Source organism: Aliishimia ponticola (assembly GCF_004803475.1).
GTDB classification, from domain to species: domain Bacteria; phylum Pseudomonadota; class Alphaproteobacteria; order Rhodobacterales; family Rhodobacteraceae; genus Aliishimia; species Aliishimia ponticola.
The window spans coordinates 1-17,235 of record NZ_SRKY01000005.1 but is presented as its reverse complement, the minus strand read 5'-3'; the positions used below and the strand labels follow the sequence as shown (position 1 = coordinate 17,235).

Annotated in this window: 17 protein-coding genes and 1 tRNA gene; 10 read left to right on the top strand and 8 right to left on the bottom strand. The window is 59.6% G+C overall.

Annotated elements, in window-relative coordinates; all coding sequences use genetic code 11:
* Positions 1 to 18 precede the first annotated feature (18 nt).
* Positions 19 to 573, top strand: a complete 555-nt coding sequence (locus E4Z66_RS16730) for an ActR/PrrA/RegA family redox response regulator transcription factor (protein WP_136464458.1) — start codon at positions 19 to 21, stop codon at positions 571 to 573.
* 15 nt (positions 574 to 588) lie between these two features.
* Here the strand turns inward: E4Z66_RS16730 and E4Z66_RS16725 are convergent, their stop codons facing one another.
* The 3 genes from E4Z66_RS16725 to E4Z66_RS16715 are packed head-to-tail and all read right to left on the bottom strand — an operon-like array spanning position 589 to position 2,460.
* Positions 589 to 1,080, bottom strand: a complete 492-nt coding sequence (locus E4Z66_RS16725) for a GNAT family N-acetyltransferase (RefSeq protein ID WP_136464209.1) — start codon at positions 1,078 to 1,080, stop codon at positions 589 to 591.
* Positions 1,077 to 1,670 carry an HD domain-containing protein gene (locus tag E4Z66_RS16720; RefSeq protein WP_136464208.1) on the bottom strand — a complete coding sequence of 198 codons (594 nt, stop codon included), beginning with the start codon at positions 1,668 to 1,670 and terminating at the stop codon, positions 1,077 to 1,079. Before E4Z66_RS16720 ends, E4Z66_RS16725 begins: the two co-directional genes overlap by 4 nt.
* Before the next feature lie 46 nt (positions 1,671 to 1,716).
* Positions 1,717 to 2,460 carry an FkbM family methyltransferase gene (locus E4Z66_RS16715; RefSeq protein ID WP_136464207.1) on the bottom strand — a complete coding sequence of 248 codons (744 nt, stop codon included), beginning with the start codon at positions 2,458 to 2,460 and terminating at the stop codon, positions 1,717 to 1,719.
* 175 nt (positions 2,461 to 2,635) lie between these two features.
* Here E4Z66_RS16715 and E4Z66_RS16710 point away from each other — a divergent pair, with 175 nt between their 5' ends.
* From E4Z66_RS16710 to E4Z66_RS16695, 4 genes are all read left to right on the top strand, one after another.
* Positions 2,636 to 2,935 (top strand): S-adenosyl-L-homocysteine hydrolase, encoded by a 300-nt coding sequence (locus E4Z66_RS16710; RefSeq protein ID WP_211097180.1) that lies wholly within the window; start codon positions 2,636 to 2,638, stop codon positions 2,933 to 2,935.
* A 330-nt stretch (positions 2,936 to 3,265) separates the two neighbouring features.
* Positions 3,266 to 4,654 (top strand): adenosylhomocysteinase, encoded by a 1,389-nt coding sequence (gene ahcY / locus E4Z66_RS16705; protein WP_136464206.1) that lies wholly within the window; start codon positions 3,266 to 3,268, stop codon positions 4,652 to 4,654.
* Positions 4,655 to 4,659: 5 nt separating this feature from the next.
* Positions 4,660 to 5,631 (top strand): ketopantoate reductase family protein, encoded by a 972-nt coding sequence (locus E4Z66_RS16700; protein WP_136464205.1) that lies wholly within the window; start codon positions 4,660 to 4,662, stop codon positions 5,629 to 5,631.
* 204 nt (positions 5,632 to 5,835) lie between these two features.
* A complete protein-coding gene (locus E4Z66_RS16695; protein WP_136464204.1) occupies positions 5,836 to 6,177 on the top strand; it encodes a DUF2853 family protein in 342 nt (113 codons plus the stop codon).
* A gap of 198 nt (positions 6,178 to 6,375) precedes the next feature.
* Here E4Z66_RS16695 and E4Z66_RS16690 read toward each other — a convergent pair whose 3' ends face one another.
* The 4 genes from E4Z66_RS16690 to tsaD are packed head-to-tail and all read right to left on the bottom strand — an operon-like array spanning position 6,376 to position 9,314.
* The gene (locus tag E4Z66_RS16690; protein ID WP_136464203.1) at positions 6,376 to 6,768 is read right to left on the bottom strand and encodes a DUF1761 domain-containing protein; all 393 of its coding nucleotides are present in this window, start codon (positions 6,766 to 6,768) and stop codon (positions 6,376 to 6,378) included.
* A gap of 55 nt (positions 6,769 to 6,823) precedes the next feature.
* Complete coding sequence (locus E4Z66_RS16685; protein WP_136464457.1) at positions 6,824 to 7,243, bottom strand: EVE domain-containing protein; 420 nt, start codon at positions 7,241 to 7,243, stop codon at positions 6,824 to 6,826.
* A gap of 11 nt (positions 7,244 to 7,254) precedes the next feature.
* The gene (locus E4Z66_RS16680) at positions 7,255 to 8,217 is read right to left on the bottom strand and encodes an NAD(P)H-dependent glycerol-3-phosphate dehydrogenase (protein WP_136464202.1); all 963 of its coding nucleotides are present in this window, start codon (positions 8,215 to 8,217) and stop codon (positions 7,255 to 7,257) included.
* Entirely contained in the window at positions 8,214 to 9,314 is a 1,101-nt protein-coding gene (gene tsaD, locus E4Z66_RS16675; RefSeq protein WP_136464201.1) for a tRNA (adenosine(37)-N6)-threonylcarbamoyltransferase complex transferase subunit TsaD, read from the bottom strand. Before tsaD ends, E4Z66_RS16680 begins: the two co-directional genes overlap by 4 nt.
* A 72-nt stretch (positions 9,315 to 9,386) precedes the next feature.
* Here tsaD and E4Z66_RS16670 point away from each other — a divergent pair, with 72 nt between their 5' ends.
* The 4 genes from E4Z66_RS16670 (at position 9,387) to E4Z66_RS16655 (ending at position 12,877) form a co-directional block, all read left to right on the top strand.
* Positions 9,387 to 10,109 carry a uroporphyrinogen-III synthase gene (locus E4Z66_RS16670; RefSeq protein WP_136464200.1) on the top strand — a complete coding sequence of 241 codons (723 nt, stop codon included), beginning with the start codon at positions 9,387 to 9,389 and terminating at the stop codon, positions 10,107 to 10,109.
* 49 nt (positions 10,110 to 10,158) lie between these two features.
* Positions 10,159 to 11,244, top strand: coding sequence for a COG4223 family protein (locus E4Z66_RS16665; RefSeq protein WP_136464199.1), 1,086 nt, complete (start codon positions 10,159 to 10,161; stop codon positions 11,242 to 11,244).
* 10 nt (positions 11,245 to 11,254) lie between these two features.
* On the top strand, positions 11,255 to 12,757 hold the full coding sequence (locus E4Z66_RS16660; RefSeq protein WP_136464198.1) for a heme biosynthesis protein HemY: 1,503 nt from the start codon (positions 11,255 to 11,257) through the stop codon (positions 12,755 to 12,757).
* A gap of 44 nt (positions 12,758 to 12,801) precedes the next feature.
* Positions 12,802 to 12,877 (top strand) — tRNA-Thr (locus E4Z66_RS16655).
* Between the two features lie 110 nt (positions 12,878 to 12,987).
* On the opposite strand, the gene E4Z66_RS16650 is transcribed toward E4Z66_RS16655, so the two are convergent.
* Complete coding sequence (locus E4Z66_RS16650) at positions 12,988 to 13,992, bottom strand: NAD-dependent epimerase/dehydratase family protein (RefSeq protein ID WP_136464197.1); 1,005 nt, start codon at positions 13,990 to 13,992, stop codon at positions 12,988 to 12,990.
* A 688-nt stretch (positions 13,993 to 14,680) separates the two neighbouring features.
* On the opposite strand from E4Z66_RS16650, the gene E4Z66_RS16645 reads away from it, so the two are divergent.
* Positions 14,681 to 17,235 (top strand): SdrD B-like domain-containing protein (locus E4Z66_RS16645; protein WP_211097179.1); only part of this gene is annotated, 2,555 nt, incomplete at its 3' end.

Below are 17,235 nucleotides of genomic sequence, written 5' to 3'. Positions count from 1 at the left end.
AACGTGGTGGAGGACGCGATGGCCGACAGCGCCGTGACCCAGATCGGTGAGGATAGAAGCCTGCTGCTGGTCGATGACGACGAGCCGTTTCTGCGTCGCCTTGCCAAAGCGATGGAAAAACGCGGCTTCGATATCGAAACTGCGGGGAGCGTTTCGGAAGGCAAGGCCATTGCGCAAGCCCGCCCGCCCGCTTTCGCCGTTGTCGATCTGCGCCTTGAGGATGGAAACGGGCTCGACATTGTGGAAAGCCTGCGCTCCATCCGTCCCGACAGCCGGATCGTGGTTCTGACGGGTTACGGTGCGATTGCCACTGCCGTTGCCGCGGTCAAGATCGGCGCGACGGATTACCTGTCCAAGCCAGCGGATGCGACAGACATTACCAATGCGCTGCTTGCCACCGGGGACGATATGCCGCCGCCGCCCGAAAACCCGATGAGTGCCGATCGTGTGCGATGGGAGCATATCCAGCGCGTCTATGAACTGTGCGATCGCAATGTAAGCGAGACCGCGCGGCGCCTGTCGATGCACCGCCGGACCTTGCAGCGCATCCTTGCGAAACGCTCGCCGCGCTAGTCCGCCCTGGCGCGGTCAGTCCAGATCGTAGCGTTTGAGAACCTTGTCCACGACTTCGCCGTTCTCCAGCTTGTAGCCTTCCCAGCGGTCGTAATCGCGGAACCCCCGGCTTTGGTAGTAAACGAGCCCGCCATCATTATCGGCGCGAATATTGGCGTTGATCCATGCATATCCGATATGGCGCGCGGCCTTCTTCGTTGCTTCGAACAGGGCAGAGCCAATGCCAAGCCCAGTTCGGCCGATCTGTACGAAAGTCGCGATCTCTGCCGCGTCTTCGGGCAGGTATTGCGCCGGTTCGATCCATTGAAATCCGACGATCTCGCCATCCTCGGCCACCGCCACGTGCCAGGCGGAGCGACCGGGCGTTTCTTCCTCCATCCAGTCGTGCAGATCCTCTGCGGTGACCGGACGGACCAGCGCCGTGGTGCCCCCTTTTTCGATGATTGCGTTCAGCAAAGCTGCCATCGGGCGCGCATCCAAAGGTGTGGCGGGCCGTGTGTCGATCATTTCAACTCCTCCAGCAGCAGCGCGACGCGATCCGTATACGCTTGGCGTACTTCTTTCGGCGGGCGCAGCGTGATGGCAAGGCCACCCATCAATTCCGGTTTCGGTTTGCCGAAGAATTTGTCGGCCTCGCTGGTGGAGAATCCGGCGATTTCCACCGCCTCCATCCAAGCGCTGACCTTGTCGGCGGCCTTGATCTGACGCTTGATCTCTTTGGGGATCTGCGCGGGAAGGCCGAACCGCAAATGAATGGCAGCAGTCAGCCGATCATCCAACGCGCCATACCCGGGACCGACAGCCGCCTTCACCGGGGAAATCATATCGCCAATCACATATTCGGGCGCATCATGCAGCAACGCGGCCAGCAGCCATTTGGGGTCGCGCTTGGCGCTGATCCGTTCAAAAAGCTGTTCAACCAGCAGCGAATGTTCTGCGACGGAATAGGCGTAGTCGCCTTGAGTCTGCCCGTTCCAGCGCGCGACAAATGCCAGCCCGTGTGCGATATCTTCGATTTCGATATCCACGGGGGTTGGGTCCAGCAGGTCCAGCCTGCGTCCCGAAAGCATTCTTTGCCAAGCGCGCGTCTGTTTCATACGCACCGGATACGCCGGACCGCGCGCTTGGTAAACCGGGTTTCCCTCAACCCCTGTTCGCTGCGGCGATCTGTTCAATCCGCTTTGGCGTGGCATAAACGAAATTGCCGTGAACCTTTCCCGCTGGCTTGTACCCAAAGCGCCCGAAATGGCGCCGCAGCCAGCGGAAATCATCCATGTATTCGAGGATCAGAATCGGCGCGCAACGTCCAATTGTGTGAATCGCCCCCAGCAGCGCCTCTTTCTCGTGCCCTTCCACATCAAGTTGCAGGATCGAAACGTCGCGATCTTGCGGCACGGTATAGTCCAGCATCAGCGCGTTCACTTTCTGCACGCCGGGTCCATCCTGCGGTACGATCCGTGACACGCCGCCGATCGGATTTCCGGTCGCGTCATGGGTTTTGAAGAACAACCGCCCTGCCCGGTCGGACAGCGCGGCATTGGTCAAAGTGACGTTCCGCAGCGCATTTATTGCGACTGTCTGCTCCGCCGCTTTGTGGTTCTCAGGGCCGGGTTCAAAGGCCCAAATTTTGGCATTTCGGGCCATGGTGCCTGACAAGGCGGGCAGGAAATCGCCAAAGAACGTACCCGCATGAACGATGTCGCCTGTTCCGGCATGGGTGCGCATGAAGTCCAACGTATCGGGTTCGTGGACGTTCCCGCGCAAAACGGCCCAGGCAGCAGGACGTTTGATCAGATCAGAGGGAACGCAGTACCGACCATAGCAATTGGTCGCGATGCGATACCTGGCATCATCGGAGATCGGCAGGTTCTGGGGAATGTCATGCATTATCTGCCGCCTCGGTGCGCTGAGTTGCCCATTATTGGTAATCGCCGTGAATCTCTGGGGCGATTATGTGGGGCTTTGGGTTACCAAGAGGAAAACCAGAGCCACAATTCGGCAAATTAATGCGTTTCTGGAACGATTTATGTGCAACGGCGTTGTCACCTCAAAGGAGGCCGACATGAAAACCGTTCTTGCTGCAATTGCTCTGATGACTACCGCTGCCACCGCCAGCGCGGATATCGCGTGCCAGCCTGCAACCGACATGGAAGCCGCCCTGAAGGATTGGTATGGCGAACGACCCGTCGATGTGCGTGTCGGAAATACGCAGCTTTGGGCCTCTGACCGGCATGAGACATGGACACTGGTCCGCTATCTTCCCGATGGCGTTGCCTGCACCGTTGCCAGCGGAACGGGCGATCCGTCCGAGCGACCCGGCCCGGATCGCGTGGCCGAGCTGGCCGCACCGGATGCCGAATAGGCCATATTAGGCACTGTATAGTCAGACAAGCGCCGGTCGCTAGCCCTTGCGCTGCTGCCCGCATCTTAGGTCACTGAATGGTGCATCCGGCGCTCTTCCCTGCCGGGTGCGAAGTGCGCGTCAAAGAATGTTGCGTGAGACCTTTCAGGCTAACATAACCGCAGTTTGGGCCGGTCGGGACCGAAGCGTCTGCCGCGATAAACCACTGGGCATTTTACGTTTGTGCCGAAATCCGCCGACAGTTGCGGGCGGAACAGGCTGTCTGCTGCATTGTCAGGGGGCCTGTGCAGTGGTATCTGCGCCGCAACCTTTCAACACAGGATACAAACGATGGCCAACGACTACATCGTCAAGGACATTGCGCTGGCTAGCTTCGGCCGCAAGGAACTTGATATTGCAGAGACCGAAATGCCGGGCCTGATGGCGCTGCGCGAAGAATACGGCGAAAGCAAACCGCTGTCCGGCGCACGCATTGTCGGATCGCTGCACATGACGATCCAAACTGCTGTTCTGATCGAAACTCTGGTGGCGCTTGGCGCCGATGTGCGCTGGGCATCCTGCAACATCTTCTCCACCCAAGATCACGCTGCCGCCGCGATTGCGGAAGCGGGCGTGCCTGTCTTCGCGATCAAGGGGCAATCGCTGGAAGAGCATTGGGATTATCTCGATAAGTCCTTCATGTTCGAAGACGGCCCGAACATGATCCTCGACGATGGTGGTGACGCCACGCTTTACGTGCTGCTTGGCGCGCGTGCCGAAGCGGGCGAAGACATCATCCCAGTCCCGACTTCCGAGGAAGAAGAAGTCATCAAGGCGCAGATCAAGAAGCGGATGGAAGCCTCCCCCGGGTGGTTCACCAAAGTCCGTGATCAGATCAAAGGCGTGTCCGAAGAAACGACGACCGGCGTGAACCGTCTGTATCAACTGGTGCGCGACGGCCAACTGCCCTTCCCCGCGATCAACGTGAACGACTCCGTCACCAAGTCGAAATTCGACAACAAATACGGCTGTAAGGAATCGCTCGTCGACGGTATCCGCCGCGCGACCGATACGATGATGGCCGGTAAGGTCGCTGTGGTCATGGGCTATGGCGATGTGGGCAAAGGGTCTGCCGCGTCGCTGGCCGGTGCTGGCGCACGTGTCATCGTGACAGAGGTCGATCCGATCTGCGCGCTGCAAGCCGCCATGGACGGGTTCCAGGTCACTACGCTGGAAGAGGTCGTCGCAACCGCGGATATCTTCGTGACCACGACCGGCAACAAGGACGTGATCCGCATCGAGCATATGCGCGAGATGAAGGACATGGCGATCGTCGGCAATATCGGCCACTTCGATAACGAAATTCAGGTCGCCGCGCTGAAGAACCACAAATGGACCAACATCAAGGAACAGGTGGATATGATCGAGATGCCGAACGGCAATCGCCTGATCCTGCTGTCCGAAGGCCGTCTGCTGAACCTTGGTAACGCAACCGGTCACCCGTCTTTCGTGATGTCCGCATCCTTCACCAACCAAGTGCTGGCGCAGATCGAACTCTTCACCAAGGGTGACGAGTACAAGAACGACGTCTACATCCTGCCCAAGCATCTCGATGAGAAGGTCGCACGCTTGCACCTTGATCGGATCGGCGTGAAGCTGACGCAGATGAACCCGGAGCAAGCGGCCTATATCGGTGTGAAGCCGGAAGGCCCCTACAAGCCAGAACATTATCGGTACTGATCCCGATGCGGATCATTATCCACGGTGTTGGCGCGGTTGGCGGGGTTCTCGCCGCCGCGCTTTCGCGTTCTGGGCAGCAGGTTGTCGGCATTGCACGCGGCGCCCAGCTTGAGGCGATCCGGGCAGACGGCCTGACCGTCCGCACCCCGCAAGAGACGTTCTCAGCGCGCTTCGACTGTGTCGCGCACCCGTCTGAAATCACTTTTGAGGCGGACGACCTGATCCTTCTGACGATGAAGTCTCAGGACACGGTCGCTGCCTTGGAAGACTTGCGCGCAGCCGGCGTGCGCGATCAGCATATCTTTTGTTTTCAGAACGGCGTCGCGAATGAGCCGACGGCGTTGCGCCGGTTCCCGAATGTGCACGGCGTTACAGTGATGATGCCTTGTAGCTATCTGAAACCGGGGCAGGTTTCGGTCCGGGCGCAGCCCCGGTTTGGGCTGTTCGATATCGGACGCTACCCGCATGGCGCGGACGATGCCGACCGCAGTTTGGCAGCGGCATTGGATGCAGCCGGATTTGCGGGCTTTCCGATGGAGGACGTCATGCAGAGCAAATACGGCAAGCTGTTGATGAACCTTGGAAATATCATCGAGGCCAGCGTCGGACCGGGCGTCGATACCGCGCCGCTTCGACAGCGTGTCCGGAGCGAGGCGGAAACCGTCCTGCAAGCAGCCGGTATCAGTTGGGTCGATGTAGGGGCTGCCGATCCGCGACGTGACGCAATTCTGAAAGTCGCCGAAGTTCCAGGTGAGGCACGGCCGGGCGGATCGACAGTGCAAAGCCTGCGGCGTGGCACCGGGCATGTCGAAACCGATTACCTGAACGGGGAGATCGCATATCTGGGACGGCGTCATGACGTGGAGGCACCTCTCAACGCGCGATTGACGCAGCTTGGCGCCGATCTGGTCCGGCAAGGACATAGCCCTGGGGATCTGTCGGTTGAGGATCTGACAGCCCTTCTGGATGGTACGTGATACGCCCTAAAACCACCTTTGGTCCGGCAAATCGAAACCACTGGGATACGTATTGAAGTGCAGCAGGCCCGTCGCATCCCGGCGGGCCTTCGCTTTGCGGGGAAGCGCCGTGTAATTTTCCCTTTGTCTCCGGCGGATTGGACGGTAACCTTCGCAACAAGGCCAAACGCGGCCAAGTCCAATAAAACGGTGGGAGACTTCGATATGGGCAAACGTGACGAGCTTATCGCAAAATACGCAGACGACCTGATCAGCAAATGCGGCATCCAGCCGGATATGGACCTGCTGACAAAAGTGACGATTGGCTGCGGCCCGTCCATCTATAACGCCGACGCGTCCACGGTCGCGGGCTCCCAGCCGGATGAGCTTGAAACAGTGAAGAACAGCTTCCTGATGAAAAAGCTGGGTCTGGCAGATGGCCCAGAGCTGATGGCGGCGATCAACTCCGTGATCGAAACCTATGGCAAGTCCGAGCGCAACAAATACCGCGCCGTGATTTACTACATGCTGACAAAGCATTTCGGCAAAGAGTCGGTTTACAGCTAAACCTCTCAATCGAATAGAATTTTAGAGGCTCTTTGTTTGCACGCGGAGCCTCTTTCTTCTAAGGTCAGGTTATTCGGCCAGGAGGCTGGAGCCTACAAAATCTTCCGAAGCGTGTGGTGGTGTAATAACGCGCTGGGGTGAGTAAAGGGTTCCGGTCGTCCCGCCGGGACCCTTTTTCCTTTTCAGACCTGTTCCCGTTCAGAACAATGCCAAGACTGCGCCGATCACTGCGCATCCGAATGTCGCATAACCACCATCGATCAGTGTGAGTTTGAACGGACGCCCGGCGTAGGCGTTGTTGATCATGATCCAAGGCGCGATGAAGAACAGCCCGATCCCAAGCCCTGCGACCAGTCCCATACCAAACCCGTCGATCTCGGACAGCGCGAAGATATGGCGCATCATCCCGGCAACAAGCACCATCGCAATGGCCGAAAGGATATAGGGCAGGGCGCTTTCCCCTTTGGGCTTGCCGTTCTCGTCCCGCTCAATGCCAGCGGCGTTCATCCATGGTTCTGCCAGCGTCATGTACCAGATCGCGCCGAAACCCCATCCCGCCGCCGCGGCGATGATCACGCTTAGAAACCCCATATTCCGCTCTCCCATGCTTTGTTTCAGCAAGGTTAGGGGCGATTATCCGCTCTGACTAGAGTGTGGTGCCGCCAAGTTCCAAGACGATCTTCCATTCCTCTTCGGTCACGGGCTGAACCGAAAGACGCGAGTTTTTGACCAGCACCATCTCTGCAAGACGTGGGTCTTGTTTGATCTGATCCAGACTGACCGGAGTGGCCAGGTCCTTCACCGCTTTGATGTCGACACATTCCCAGCGGTCGTCATCGGTCGTGCTGTCTGGATGCGCCTCGGCGCAGATTTCAACGATACCGACGATCTCCCGATCCTTCTGCGAGTGATAAAAGAAGCCAAGATCGCCCAGCTTCATCTCGCGCATGAAATTGCGGGCCTGGTAGTTGCGCACGCCGTCCCATTCTTCGCCCGCGTCACCCTTGGCCTTTTGCTGGTCCCAGCTCCAGGTGGACGTTTCGGATTTGAACAGCCAATACGCCATCGTCTTCTCCTTCATTCTTCTTTCAGTGGGCGTGACAGCAGACTTTGCAAGACGGCGCCGATCTCTGTCTGTCCGGTTACCAAGGCGTTCACCGCGTCCAATACCGGCAGGTCCAGCCCGCGCTGCACCGCGATCTTGCGCAACGCCTGCGCAGTGGCCGCGCCTTCCACCGTGATGGAGGCATCGAACGGATCGCGCTTGCCGATGGACAGGCCAAACCGGAAATTGCGGGACTGCGGCGACCCGCATGTGAGGATCAGATCGCCAAGCCCGCTAAGACCCATCAAGGTTTCCGTCTCTGCGCCCAGCGCAGTGGCAAGGCGCTGCATTTCTGCGAACCCTCTGGTCACCAGCGCAGCGCGGGCGCTTTCGCCAAGTTCCGCGCCAATGCAGGCGCCCGCCGCAATGGCGATCACGTTCTTCACCGCGCCGCCAAGCTGCGCACCCGTGGTGTCCGCGCTGCGATAAAGCCGCAGTTTCGGACGGTTCAGCGCCTCTTGCAGGTGTTTGGCCGCGTCCGTGTCGGCGCAGGCTAGTGTCAACGCCGTTGGCAGCCCCACCGCGATATCGGCGGCAAAGCTTGGGCCGGTCAGAATAGCAGGGGTGGCACCCGGCAGGCGCTGGGCGATCATATCCACCGGGCCGGACAAGGTTTGAAGATCGACGCCTTTGCAACAAGCGACGCAGGGTTTGTTTGCCAAACTCGCCGCATTGCGATCAAGAAATGCGCCAAGCTGTTGCATCGGAACTGCCAGCAGCACGATATCGGCATCGGCAAGACAGTCTGCATTTGCGGTGGCCATGATCCCGTCCGGCAGGGTCGCGCCGGGCAAGCGTGCCTCGTGGCGGCGTGTTTGTTCGACCTTGGTCATTTGCCCTGCATCGCGGCCAAGCAGGATGACGGGTTGCGGTCCGGCGAGTGCGATGGCCAGTGCTGTGCCAAAGGCGCCAGAGCCCGCGATCACGATGCTCATGCCTTTGCCCCTTTTCGGCCGCTTCCCAACATGGCGGGCGCGGTATCATCCAAGGGCCAGCGCGGCCGGGCCGCCAGTGTCAGCCCGTCGGCAGGGCGCATCGACATCTGTTCCAGCGCGGCACCGCCGATCATCGCTGCATTATCGGTGCACAGGGCGAGGGGCGGCGCGACAAAGGCAATCCCAAGCGACGCGGATTGGTCCTCAAGCCGGGCGCGGATCGATTGATTGGCGGCAACGCCGCCCGCCACACACAAGACCGGAGTATCCGGCGCAAGGGACAGGTATTCTTCGCAAGCGCGCGCGGATTTCTTGGCTAGCACATCCGCCACCGCGTCCTGAAACCCCGCGCTCAGATCGGCGATATCCTGTCGGTAAAGTCCGCCCTGATCGGCAATAAGCGTGTCGCGCGCGCGCAGCACGGCGGTTTTCAATCCGGAAAAGGACATGTTGCAGTCCGGCCGGTCGAGCAAAGGCCGGGGCAGGGCGAACCGTCGCGGATCGCCGGAAGCCGCCGCGTTCTCCACGCTTGGACCACCCGGCTGAGGCAGGCCAAGAAGGCGCGCGACCTTGTCAAAAGCCTCGCCCGGGGCGTCGTCGATCGTCCCGCCAAGCCGGCGAAAGCGGGTCGGCCCTTCGACCAGCAGAAATTGGCAATGCCCGCCGGACACCAGCAGCATCAGATAGGGATAGGCGACCCCGTCGGTCAGCCGAGGGGTCAGGGCGTGGCCGGCAAGGTGGTTCACGCCAAAGATCGGCTTGCCCGTCGCTGCGGCCAGTCCCTTGGCGCACATCACGCCCGAAATCACGCCGCCGATCAAACCGGGGCCCGACGTCACGGCAATCGCATCAATCCCGTCCAAATCGGTCTGCGCCGCGTCCAGTGCCTGAGCAACGGCCAGGTCCACCTTTTCCGCATGGGCACGGGCCGCGATTTCAGGCACGACACCGCCGAATGCCGCATGCAGTTCCGTTTGGCCGAACACGATGGATGACGACACCTGTGCCTTGGGCGCGCCGGGCACGCCGCGCACCACGGCCGCCGCGGTATCGTCGCAACTGCTTTCAATGGCGAGAATGGTCTGGGGCAGCGTCATGTGCCGTCCTGGTTGATTGGAGTGCATTGCGCAGGTAACACCGGGCAGCGCTTCAAACAATCCCGGTAGGCCATGTCCGATCCCTATGCGACCGTGCTGCTGACACGTCCTGCTGATGCCTCGAACCAGGTCGCGGATCAATTGCGGACGACTTTTGGCCGCCGATTGCAAATTATCGTCTCGCCACTTCTCCAGATCGCGGCGACCGGGCAAGTTCCCGATCAGTCGGGCAGTGCCGGAGTGATCTTTACCTCTGCGAATGGGGTCAGTTTCGGCGGGAAACCCGGCGCGATCCCGGCCTATTGCGTTGGCAAGGCCACAACCGACGCAGCGTCACAGGCGGGCTGGCAGGCCGAATATGTTGGCGATACCGCCGACGCCTTGGTCGCCACGCTTGAAAAACGGCAGGTCAGCGGGCCGCTTGTACATATCGGCGGCGTGCATCGGCGCGGCCATGTTGCAAAGCGTCTGACCGCATCCGGGCTGCCCACAACCGAGGTCGATGTCTACGATCAAGCCCCGCTTGAGCTGTCGCAAGCCGCAAAAACAGCGCTTTGTGACCGGCTTCCGGTGATTGTACCGCTGTATTCCCCCCGGACTGCCCGAATTTTCGCCAATGACTTTCCGCCCACCGCGCGGCCGCATTTGGTGGCGATAAGCAAGGCAGTCATGGCCGAACTGGCCCATCTGCCTGCGACGACGCGTCAAATCGCTTTGTCTCCGGATGCCTGTTCAATGCTGGAAAGGCTTGAAACGACGCTGCGCCGGGTTGAGGCAGGGGATAACCCGGTCTAGTCTCTGTCAGGGCTCCACCAAGCTGTAAAGATTCGATAGGGGGTTAGCATTGGTTGAAGAAAACACCGTCGTAGACGGAGATGTCGTCAACTCACCCTCGGACACAGCCGCAAACCGACAAGACAAGGGTGTCTTCGTACCCCTGATTTTTGGCGGCGCGGTTGCGACGGCGCTGGGATTTTTCGGGGGTCAGTTGGACTCCGTCGAAGAAGCCTTGGGTTGGGCCGAGGATGATGCACAATTTGAACAGGTCATCGCGCAGCAGCGGGATGCACTGGCTGCGCAGGATGAAAAGATCAACGCGCTGGCCGAACAGATCGCGCAACTGACCGCGAAGATCGAGGCGCTGCCAGATACCCCCGCGCAGGTGGACTTGTCCGGTATCGAAGGCGCAGTATCGTCCACGCGGACAGAGCTTGAGACCCTGACGCAGCGTTTGACCGATCTGGAAAAGCGCCCGATGACAGAAGGCCTGTCGCAAGATGCCATCGCCGCCTACGAGGCAGAGCTTGATCGCCTGAAATCGACGGTCCAGCAGGAATTGCAGTCCTTCGAGGAAACCGCCGCAAGCCAGCGGAGCGAAATCGAAGCGCTTTTGAACACCGCCAAGGACACAGAGGCAGAGGCCGCCCGCAAAGAGGCTTTGGCCCGTGCCCGCGCCGCGCTGGCCAGTGTCATGGTCGCGCTCGACAATGGCGCGCCCTATGCCGACCTTTTGTCAGAGCTGGATGCAGCCAGCGACGCGGAAATTCCCGCAGCATTGAGCGGCCCCGCCGAAACCGGGGTTGCGACGCTTGTGGCACTGCAAGCCGATTTCCCGCTCGCCGCCCGCAGCGCATTGTCAGCGGCCCGCAGTGAACAATCGGAAAGCGAAGGGGGCGGTTTCGGTTCCTTCCTGCAACGCCAGCTTGGCGCCCGGTCGGTGACACCCCGCGAAGGCTCCGATCCCAACGCCGTTCTAAGCCGGGCAGAGGCCGCCGTGCGCGCCGGTCAACTGGGTACGGCACTTTCAGAAATAGATACACTTCCCGAAACAGCTAAATCGGCAATGGCGGACTGGATTTCCGCCGCCGATACACGCGCTGCTGCCATGTCCGCCGCTCAGGACGTTTCCGCAGCCCTCGGTTCCAATTGAGGATGGTTCAATGCTTTGGTCGCTAATTAAAATCATTCTCTTCATGGTGGCTGTCGCCGCGCTGGCGCTTGGTGCAGGCTACCTTCTTGAAAGCTCGGGCGGTGTGCAGATCACCGTTATGGGCACCGAATATACCTTTGGTCCGTTGCAATCGGTCATCGCGTTGATCGTTTTGGTCTTTGCCCTTTGGGTGGTCCTGAAACTGGTTTCGCTTCTGTTTGCCACTTGGAAATTCCTGAATGGCGATGAAACGGCGCTGTCGCGGTATTTCGACCGCAGCCGTGAACGTCGCGGATATGACGCGCTGGCCGAGGGCATGATGGCGCTCGCCTCTGGCGAGGGTCGTGTCGCGATGGCGAAGGCAGAGAAGGCCCAGCGCTATCTGGAAAAGCCGGAATTGACGAACCTGCTGACCGCACAGGCGGCAGAGCTTGCCGGTGACAAACGCAAGGCCGAAGAAACCTATCGCAAGCTGGTTCAGAACGACGCGACTCGCTTTGTCGGGGTGCGTGGTATCATGAAACAGAAGCTGGCGGATGGGGATACCGATACCGCGATGCAATTGGCGCAGCGGGCCTTCGCCCTTAAGCCGCGCCATGGCGAAACGCAGGATATCCTGTTGAAGCTGCAAGCCAATGCAGCCGATTGGACCGGGGCGCGCGAGACGCTGAATGCCAAGCTGAAATCCGGGGCGCTGCCGCGTGACGTCTATCGTCGCCGGGACGCAGTTCTGGCGCTGGGCAAGGCGCGTGACATCGTCGCCGATGGCGCAACGGTCGAGGCGCAGGAAGCTGCGATCGAAGCGAACAAGCTGTCGCCCGATCTGATTCCCGCCGCCGTCATGGCCGCGCGCAGCTATATCGCGCAGGGCAAAAAGCGCCCGGCCGCGCGTCTGTTGACCAAGGCATGGGCCACGCAGCCCCATCCCGAACTCGCTGCCGCATTCGCTGAGATTGAACCCGAAGAAACGCCGCAAGCGCGCCTGAAACGGTTCAAGCCGCTGGTACGCGCGCTGCCCGATCACCCGGAATCCCGGATGCTGATGGCAGAACTGTGCATCGCGGCCGAAGACTTCCCGCAAGCGCGGCGTGCGCTGGGCGATCTGGTCGAAACCGATCCGACAGCCCGTTCGGTCACCATCATGGCGGCCATCGAACGCGGTGAAGGCGCGTCCGACACGGTCGTGAAAGGCTGGCTTGCCAAGGCGCTGACGGTGCCGCGTGGCCCGCAATGGGTCTGCGAGAACTGCCATCACATCCACACAGAATGGACGCCGACCTGCGAAAACTGCGGAAGCTTCGATACGCTGGAATGGAAATCCCCGCCGCAATCCGAGGTAGCGACTCCGACCGGGGTGCAAATGCTGCCACTTATCGTTGGTGCGCTGGAAGATCACAGCGCCGAAGAGGATGCGGAGGAACCGATGGCTCAGGACGCGACAAGCGACGTGACAGAGGTCGAGGACGCGGAAATCGTAGACACCGAAGTGGCACCAGAAGAGCCCAAAAAATAGCTCTTTGCAGTCGGCAACCGTGGTGCTAATAGGCGCGCCACGGTGCCGCTGTAGCTCAGCTGGTAGAGCACGTCATTCGTAATGATGGGGTCGGGGGTTCGAGTCCCTTCAGCGGCACCAGATAGCACTTCAGAACCATACGGGCCGCTGGGGCTTTTGTCGGGCGGCGCACCAACGCATGATCTGAAGAAGCGCAGACGTTTCGGCACCTTGCAGAACATCGATGCCCGTCAGACTTGGTAATAATCGCGATACCAGTCGACGAAGTGCTTCAAGCCGACTTCCACGGGTGTCTGCGGGCGCGCACCGGTGAGGGCGGTCAAAAGCTGCGTATCCGCCCATGTTGCAGGGACATCGCCGGGCTGCATGGGCAGGAAGTTCTTCTGCGCCGGAGTTCCGCAGGCCCGTTCAATCGCTGCGATGTAATCCATCAGCTTTACCGGGGCGCCATTGCCGATATTCACAACCCGGAACGGCGCCACCGGAGACAGGCTGTCGCCTTCGACTGGTGCACCGGCCTCGGGGATGGCCTTCGCCAGTGCCAGGATGCTGGCGACCAGGTCGTCGATATAGGTGAAGTCCCGCATCATTTCGCCGTTGTTATAGACGTCAATCGGGTCACCATTCAGGATCGCGCGGGTGAACTTGAAATGCGCCATATCGGGGCGACCCCATGGCCCATAGACCGTGAAGAACCGGAACATCGTCGTCGGCAGATCGTAGAGATGAGCATATGAATGCGCCAAGGCCTCTGTCGCCTTTTTCGTGGCGGCATAGAAGCTCATCTGCGTATCGACCTTATCCGTCTCGCGGTAAGGCATCTCGGTGTTTGCGCCATAGACCGACGACGTGGAGGCCAGCAGCATATGCGCCGGAGGATGGGCGCGCGCAGCCTCCAACAGATTCGCCGTGCCGACGATATTCGCCTGAACGTAAGACGACGGGTTGTCGATGGAATAGCGCACACCTGCCTGCGCGGCGAGGTGAATCACCAAGTCCGGCTTGGCCTGTGCAAAAAGATCTGCCAGCAGATCCGGGGTTTCAAGCAGCCCCACGACAGGCGTGAACCCTTCCGACTGGGCCAGCATCGCGTGGCGCCGTTCCTTCAGGGCGACATCATAATAGTCGGTCAGCCCATCCAACCCGACGACGCGCCATCCTGCATCCAGAAGCGCGCGGCAGGTGAAGTATCCGATGAAGCCGGCCGAACCGGTAACGAGTGCAGTGCCTGTCATATGCTCGTGATGGTCGAAAAACGGAGTTATTTAAAGTGGTATTCCACAAAAATCTGACGCGATAAGATTTATTTTCCCCAAAGATTTCGGGCTGAATTGCGCATTCACGGGGGATATTCCCGCGCAGAATTCCGTAGGGGAAACTCGCCACAAAGCTGACACAAGTTCTAAGGCGGTTCAGCGATTCGACTGCCCGAAAAAGTCACCGAAAAGCATTGATTTGCAGGGCTTCTTTCAAGTTTTCACATTTTCAGAATGTGGCGCATTCTTGCAGCAGGTTGCCGTGCTTTGGAAACAAAGCCGCTCAACCAATCCGATTGTAAACCGAGATCGACACCCTCCAGTTGAACTTTAAGGTTGGATGATCAAGGGAATTTACTAAAATTTTGTTATCGTTTAATGAGACTGTGATGTGTCCAGGCTAGTGTTGCCGGGCGCTGGGTTTGAGTGGTTGGAAGAGTGGGAGCGTTGGGTTAAGCGGAGTGACGGCATTTTTTTGCCGTGGGGGTCAAATTTATTTCTGAACTTTGATTGTTGCTGGCATGAGGGTGCCTGCAAATCTCCGAGGAAACCTAATCTAGCGTGAACGCGACTCTGGCTTTGCTGGAACCTTTCAACCTGTCCGGTCGAAAGGCTGGATTATTTTAATTGGTGTGGCCCGTTGGCCTTAAAACTGGGGGATATGGAAATGACCTACCACTACAGCTCTTACACCACGTATGAATTCACGGCGTTCGCAGAGGCTGACTTGCTCAGCGCGGGCGACAACAACCTTGGCTGCGGTGACACGTTCACCATGCCGGCGTCCGCGTCGACCTGCTTTTCGGTTTCGGACAACGACCGTTACCTGTCGGGCGACAAGTGCTACAACGAGAACTCTGACGATACATCCGGTCAGAAGGCATCGATCGAAGGCGCAAACGGCACCGAACTGGGCAATGGCGGCCAGATCTATGCTGAAAGCTATTTCTGGGTCCAGGACTCGGCTGGCAACTGGTACATGCTGATCGAGATCGAGCAAGAAGGCTCGGGCGACGATTACTTCACATTCCACAGCGGCTACGGCATCCCGCCGGAAGGCACAGAGCTGACGGTCGTGAGCCAGTGCAACGTCACAAGCGACTGGATCGATTTCAAATGCCTCGACGCAGGTGAAAAGACGCCGGTCAACACTGCGCCGACATTCGACAATATCCCCACGGACGGCGAAATCTGCATCGACGAGAACACAACCGACGTGTTCAACATCGACTCCAGCGACGCAGACGGCGATGCGCGCAGCTATGACATCATCGGCGGTGCCGACGGTGCGCTGTTCACAATCGATGCACATACCGGTCAGCTGAGCTTCGTCGAAGCACCTGACTACGAAAACCCTGCCGACCATGGCGGCGACAATGTGTACGAAGTCAAAGTGCGCGTGTCCGACGGCAATGGCGGCGAAGCGACTCAGCTTCTGAAAGTTTGCGTCGAAGACGTGACCGAAACCACGCCGGGCGGCACCTGCATCGTGATCGAAGCAGAGGACATGTCCGAAACCGGTTACCACACGGTGTCCGGCTCCCAGGCGTCCGGTGGCGAACTGGTCAAGCTGAACTGCGCAGGTGGTACAGGCAAACTTTGGACCACCTTCAACGGTGAATCCGGCACATATGACCTGACGATCTCAGCTCAGGACGAGAACGACGGTAACTCCAAAATCAAGGTCTTCGTGAACGGCAACTATGTCGACACGATCTACCTGAACACCAACACCGATGGCGGTGGCTCCAACAATGGCGGCTTCTCCGACTTCACCATCGACGATCTGCAGCTGAACACCGGCGACGTTGTGAAGCTGGTTGCTGTTGGCAACGCAGGCGAATTCGTTCGCATCGACAAGATCGAGCTGTGCTCCGAAGGTGGCCAGCCGTGCCCCGAAGGCTTCACCAAGGAAGACTTCCAGGCGCTGAGCGAAGGCACCATCGTTTCCGACCAGATCGAAGGCGTGACCATCTCTGCACAACGTGCAGGCGACGGCGCATCCTCGCCGAACGACGCGATGATCTTCGACAGCTCCAACCCGACCGGCGGTGACCACGATCTTGGTTTTGCCGATCTGGGCAACATCATCATCATCTCCGAAGATGGCGACAGCTCCGACCCGGACGACAACGCAGGCGGCGGTGTGATCACCTTCGACTTCGACAACCCGTCCGATCTGTCCGACATCAAGCTGCTCGACATCGAAGAAGCAGGCGGCACGATCGACCTGTACGCGGCCGATGGTTCGCTGATCAAATCCGTCGCAATTCCGGCAGCTGGCAACAACTCGATCCAAACGATCGATCTGTCCGCCGAGGGCGTGTCCCAGATGCAAATCAACCTCGTCGGTTCCGGCGCTGTTGACGATCTGTGCTGGAAGCCGGGCGAAGCGCCTGCGCTGGGCGCTCTGGAAGGCCGCTACTTCTGCGACGAAAACGGCAACAACATCGACGATGGCGAAGTTGGTATCGAAGGCGCAACCGTTTGGCTGCTCGACGACACCGGCGCAATCGTAGGTTCCACCACGACCGACGCCAACGGCGAATACGCGTTCACCGATCTGGAAGCCGGCAACTACTCTGTCCGCTTCGAAGACCCGAACGACATCGGTCAGGACGGCAAAGTGTTCGTTGAAGCCGATCAAGGCGGTGACGACACGGTCGACAGCGACGTCGTAAACGTGGGTAGCGCAGGCAACGGCAACACCGGCACGGTGACTGTTGTGGCTGGCGAAACGACCTCCAATGTCGATGCAGGTATCAAAGATCCCGGCACGGCTTCGCTGGCGGGCCGCGTGTTCTGCGACGAGAACGACAACAGCCTTGATGACGGTGAGCCCGGCATCGCGGGTGTGACTGTTCAGCTTCTGGACGCATCCGGCGCAGTGGTTGCGACCACTGAAACCGGCGCAGACGGCTCTTACGAGTTCGTCGGTCTGGACGCAGGCACCTATTCCGTCGACTTCGACGAGAATGACGCCGATCTGGACGGCAAGGTTCTGGTCACACAGGACGTTGACGGCAACGCATCCGACGATGTGGACAGCGACGCGTCCGAAGCGGACGGCACAACCGGTCAGGTCACACTGGGCATTGGCGAGCGGGTCGAGAACATCGACGCGGGCGTTGAAGATCCGGGCACGGCCTCCATCGGTGACACCGTATGGCTGGACGAGAACGGCAACGGCACGCTGGACGGCGGCGAAGCCGGTGTCGACGG

What these genes read in the sequence shown, in the direction of transcription:
- E4Z66_RS16730 (WP_136464458.1), top strand. Translation starts at nt 19, where the DNA reads ATGGCCGACAGCGCCGTGACCCAGATCGGTGAGGATAGAAGCCTGCTG.
- E4Z66_RS16725 (WP_136464209.1), bottom strand. Translation starts at nt 1,080, where the DNA reads ATGATCGACACACGGCCCGCCACACCTTTGGATGCGCGCCCGATGGCA.
- E4Z66_RS16720 (WP_136464208.1), bottom strand. Translation starts at nt 1,670, where the DNA reads ATGAAACAGACGCGCGCTTGGCAAAGAATGCTTTCGGGACGCAGGCTG.
- E4Z66_RS16715 (WP_136464207.1), bottom strand. Translation starts at nt 2,460, where the DNA reads ATGCATGACATTCCCCAGAACCTGCCGATCTCCGATGATGCCAGGTAT.
- E4Z66_RS16710 (WP_211097180.1), top strand. Translation starts at nt 2,636, where the DNA reads ATGAAAACCGTTCTTGCTGCAATTGCTCTGATGACTACCGCTGCCACC.
- ahcY (WP_136464206.1), top strand. Translation starts at nt 3,266, where the DNA reads ATGGCCAACGACTACATCGTCAAGGACATTGCGCTGGCTAGCTTCGGC.
- E4Z66_RS16700 (WP_136464205.1), top strand. Translation starts at nt 4,660, where the DNA reads ATGCGGATCATTATCCACGGTGTTGGCGCGGTTGGCGGGGTTCTCGCC.
- E4Z66_RS16695 (WP_136464204.1), top strand. Translation starts at nt 5,836, where the DNA reads ATGGGCAAACGTGACGAGCTTATCGCAAAATACGCAGACGACCTGATC.
- E4Z66_RS16690 (WP_136464203.1), bottom strand. Translation starts at nt 6,768, where the DNA reads ATGGGGTTTCTAAGCGTGATCATCGCCGCGGCGGCGGGATGGGGTTTC.
- E4Z66_RS16685 (WP_136464457.1), bottom strand. Translation starts at nt 7,243, where the DNA reads ATGGCGTATTGGCTGTTCAAATCCGAAACGTCCACCTGGAGCTGGGAC.
- E4Z66_RS16680 (WP_136464202.1), bottom strand. Translation starts at nt 8,217, where the DNA reads ATGAGCATCGTGATCGCGGGCTCTGGCGCCTTTGGCACAGCACTGGCC.
- tsaD (WP_136464201.1), bottom strand. Translation starts at nt 9,314, where the DNA reads ATGACGCTGCCCCAGACCATTCTCGCCATTGAAAGCAGTTGCGACGAT.
- E4Z66_RS16670 (WP_136464200.1), top strand. Translation starts at nt 9,387, where the DNA reads ATGTCCGATCCCTATGCGACCGTGCTGCTGACACGTCCTGCTGATGCC.
- E4Z66_RS16660 (WP_136464198.1), top strand. Translation starts at nt 11,255, where the DNA reads ATGCTTTGGTCGCTAATTAAAATCATTCTCTTCATGGTGGCTGTCGCC.
- E4Z66_RS16650 (WP_136464197.1), bottom strand. Translation starts at nt 13,992, where the DNA reads ATGACAGGCACTGCACTCGTTACCGGTTCGGCCGGCTTCATCGGATAC.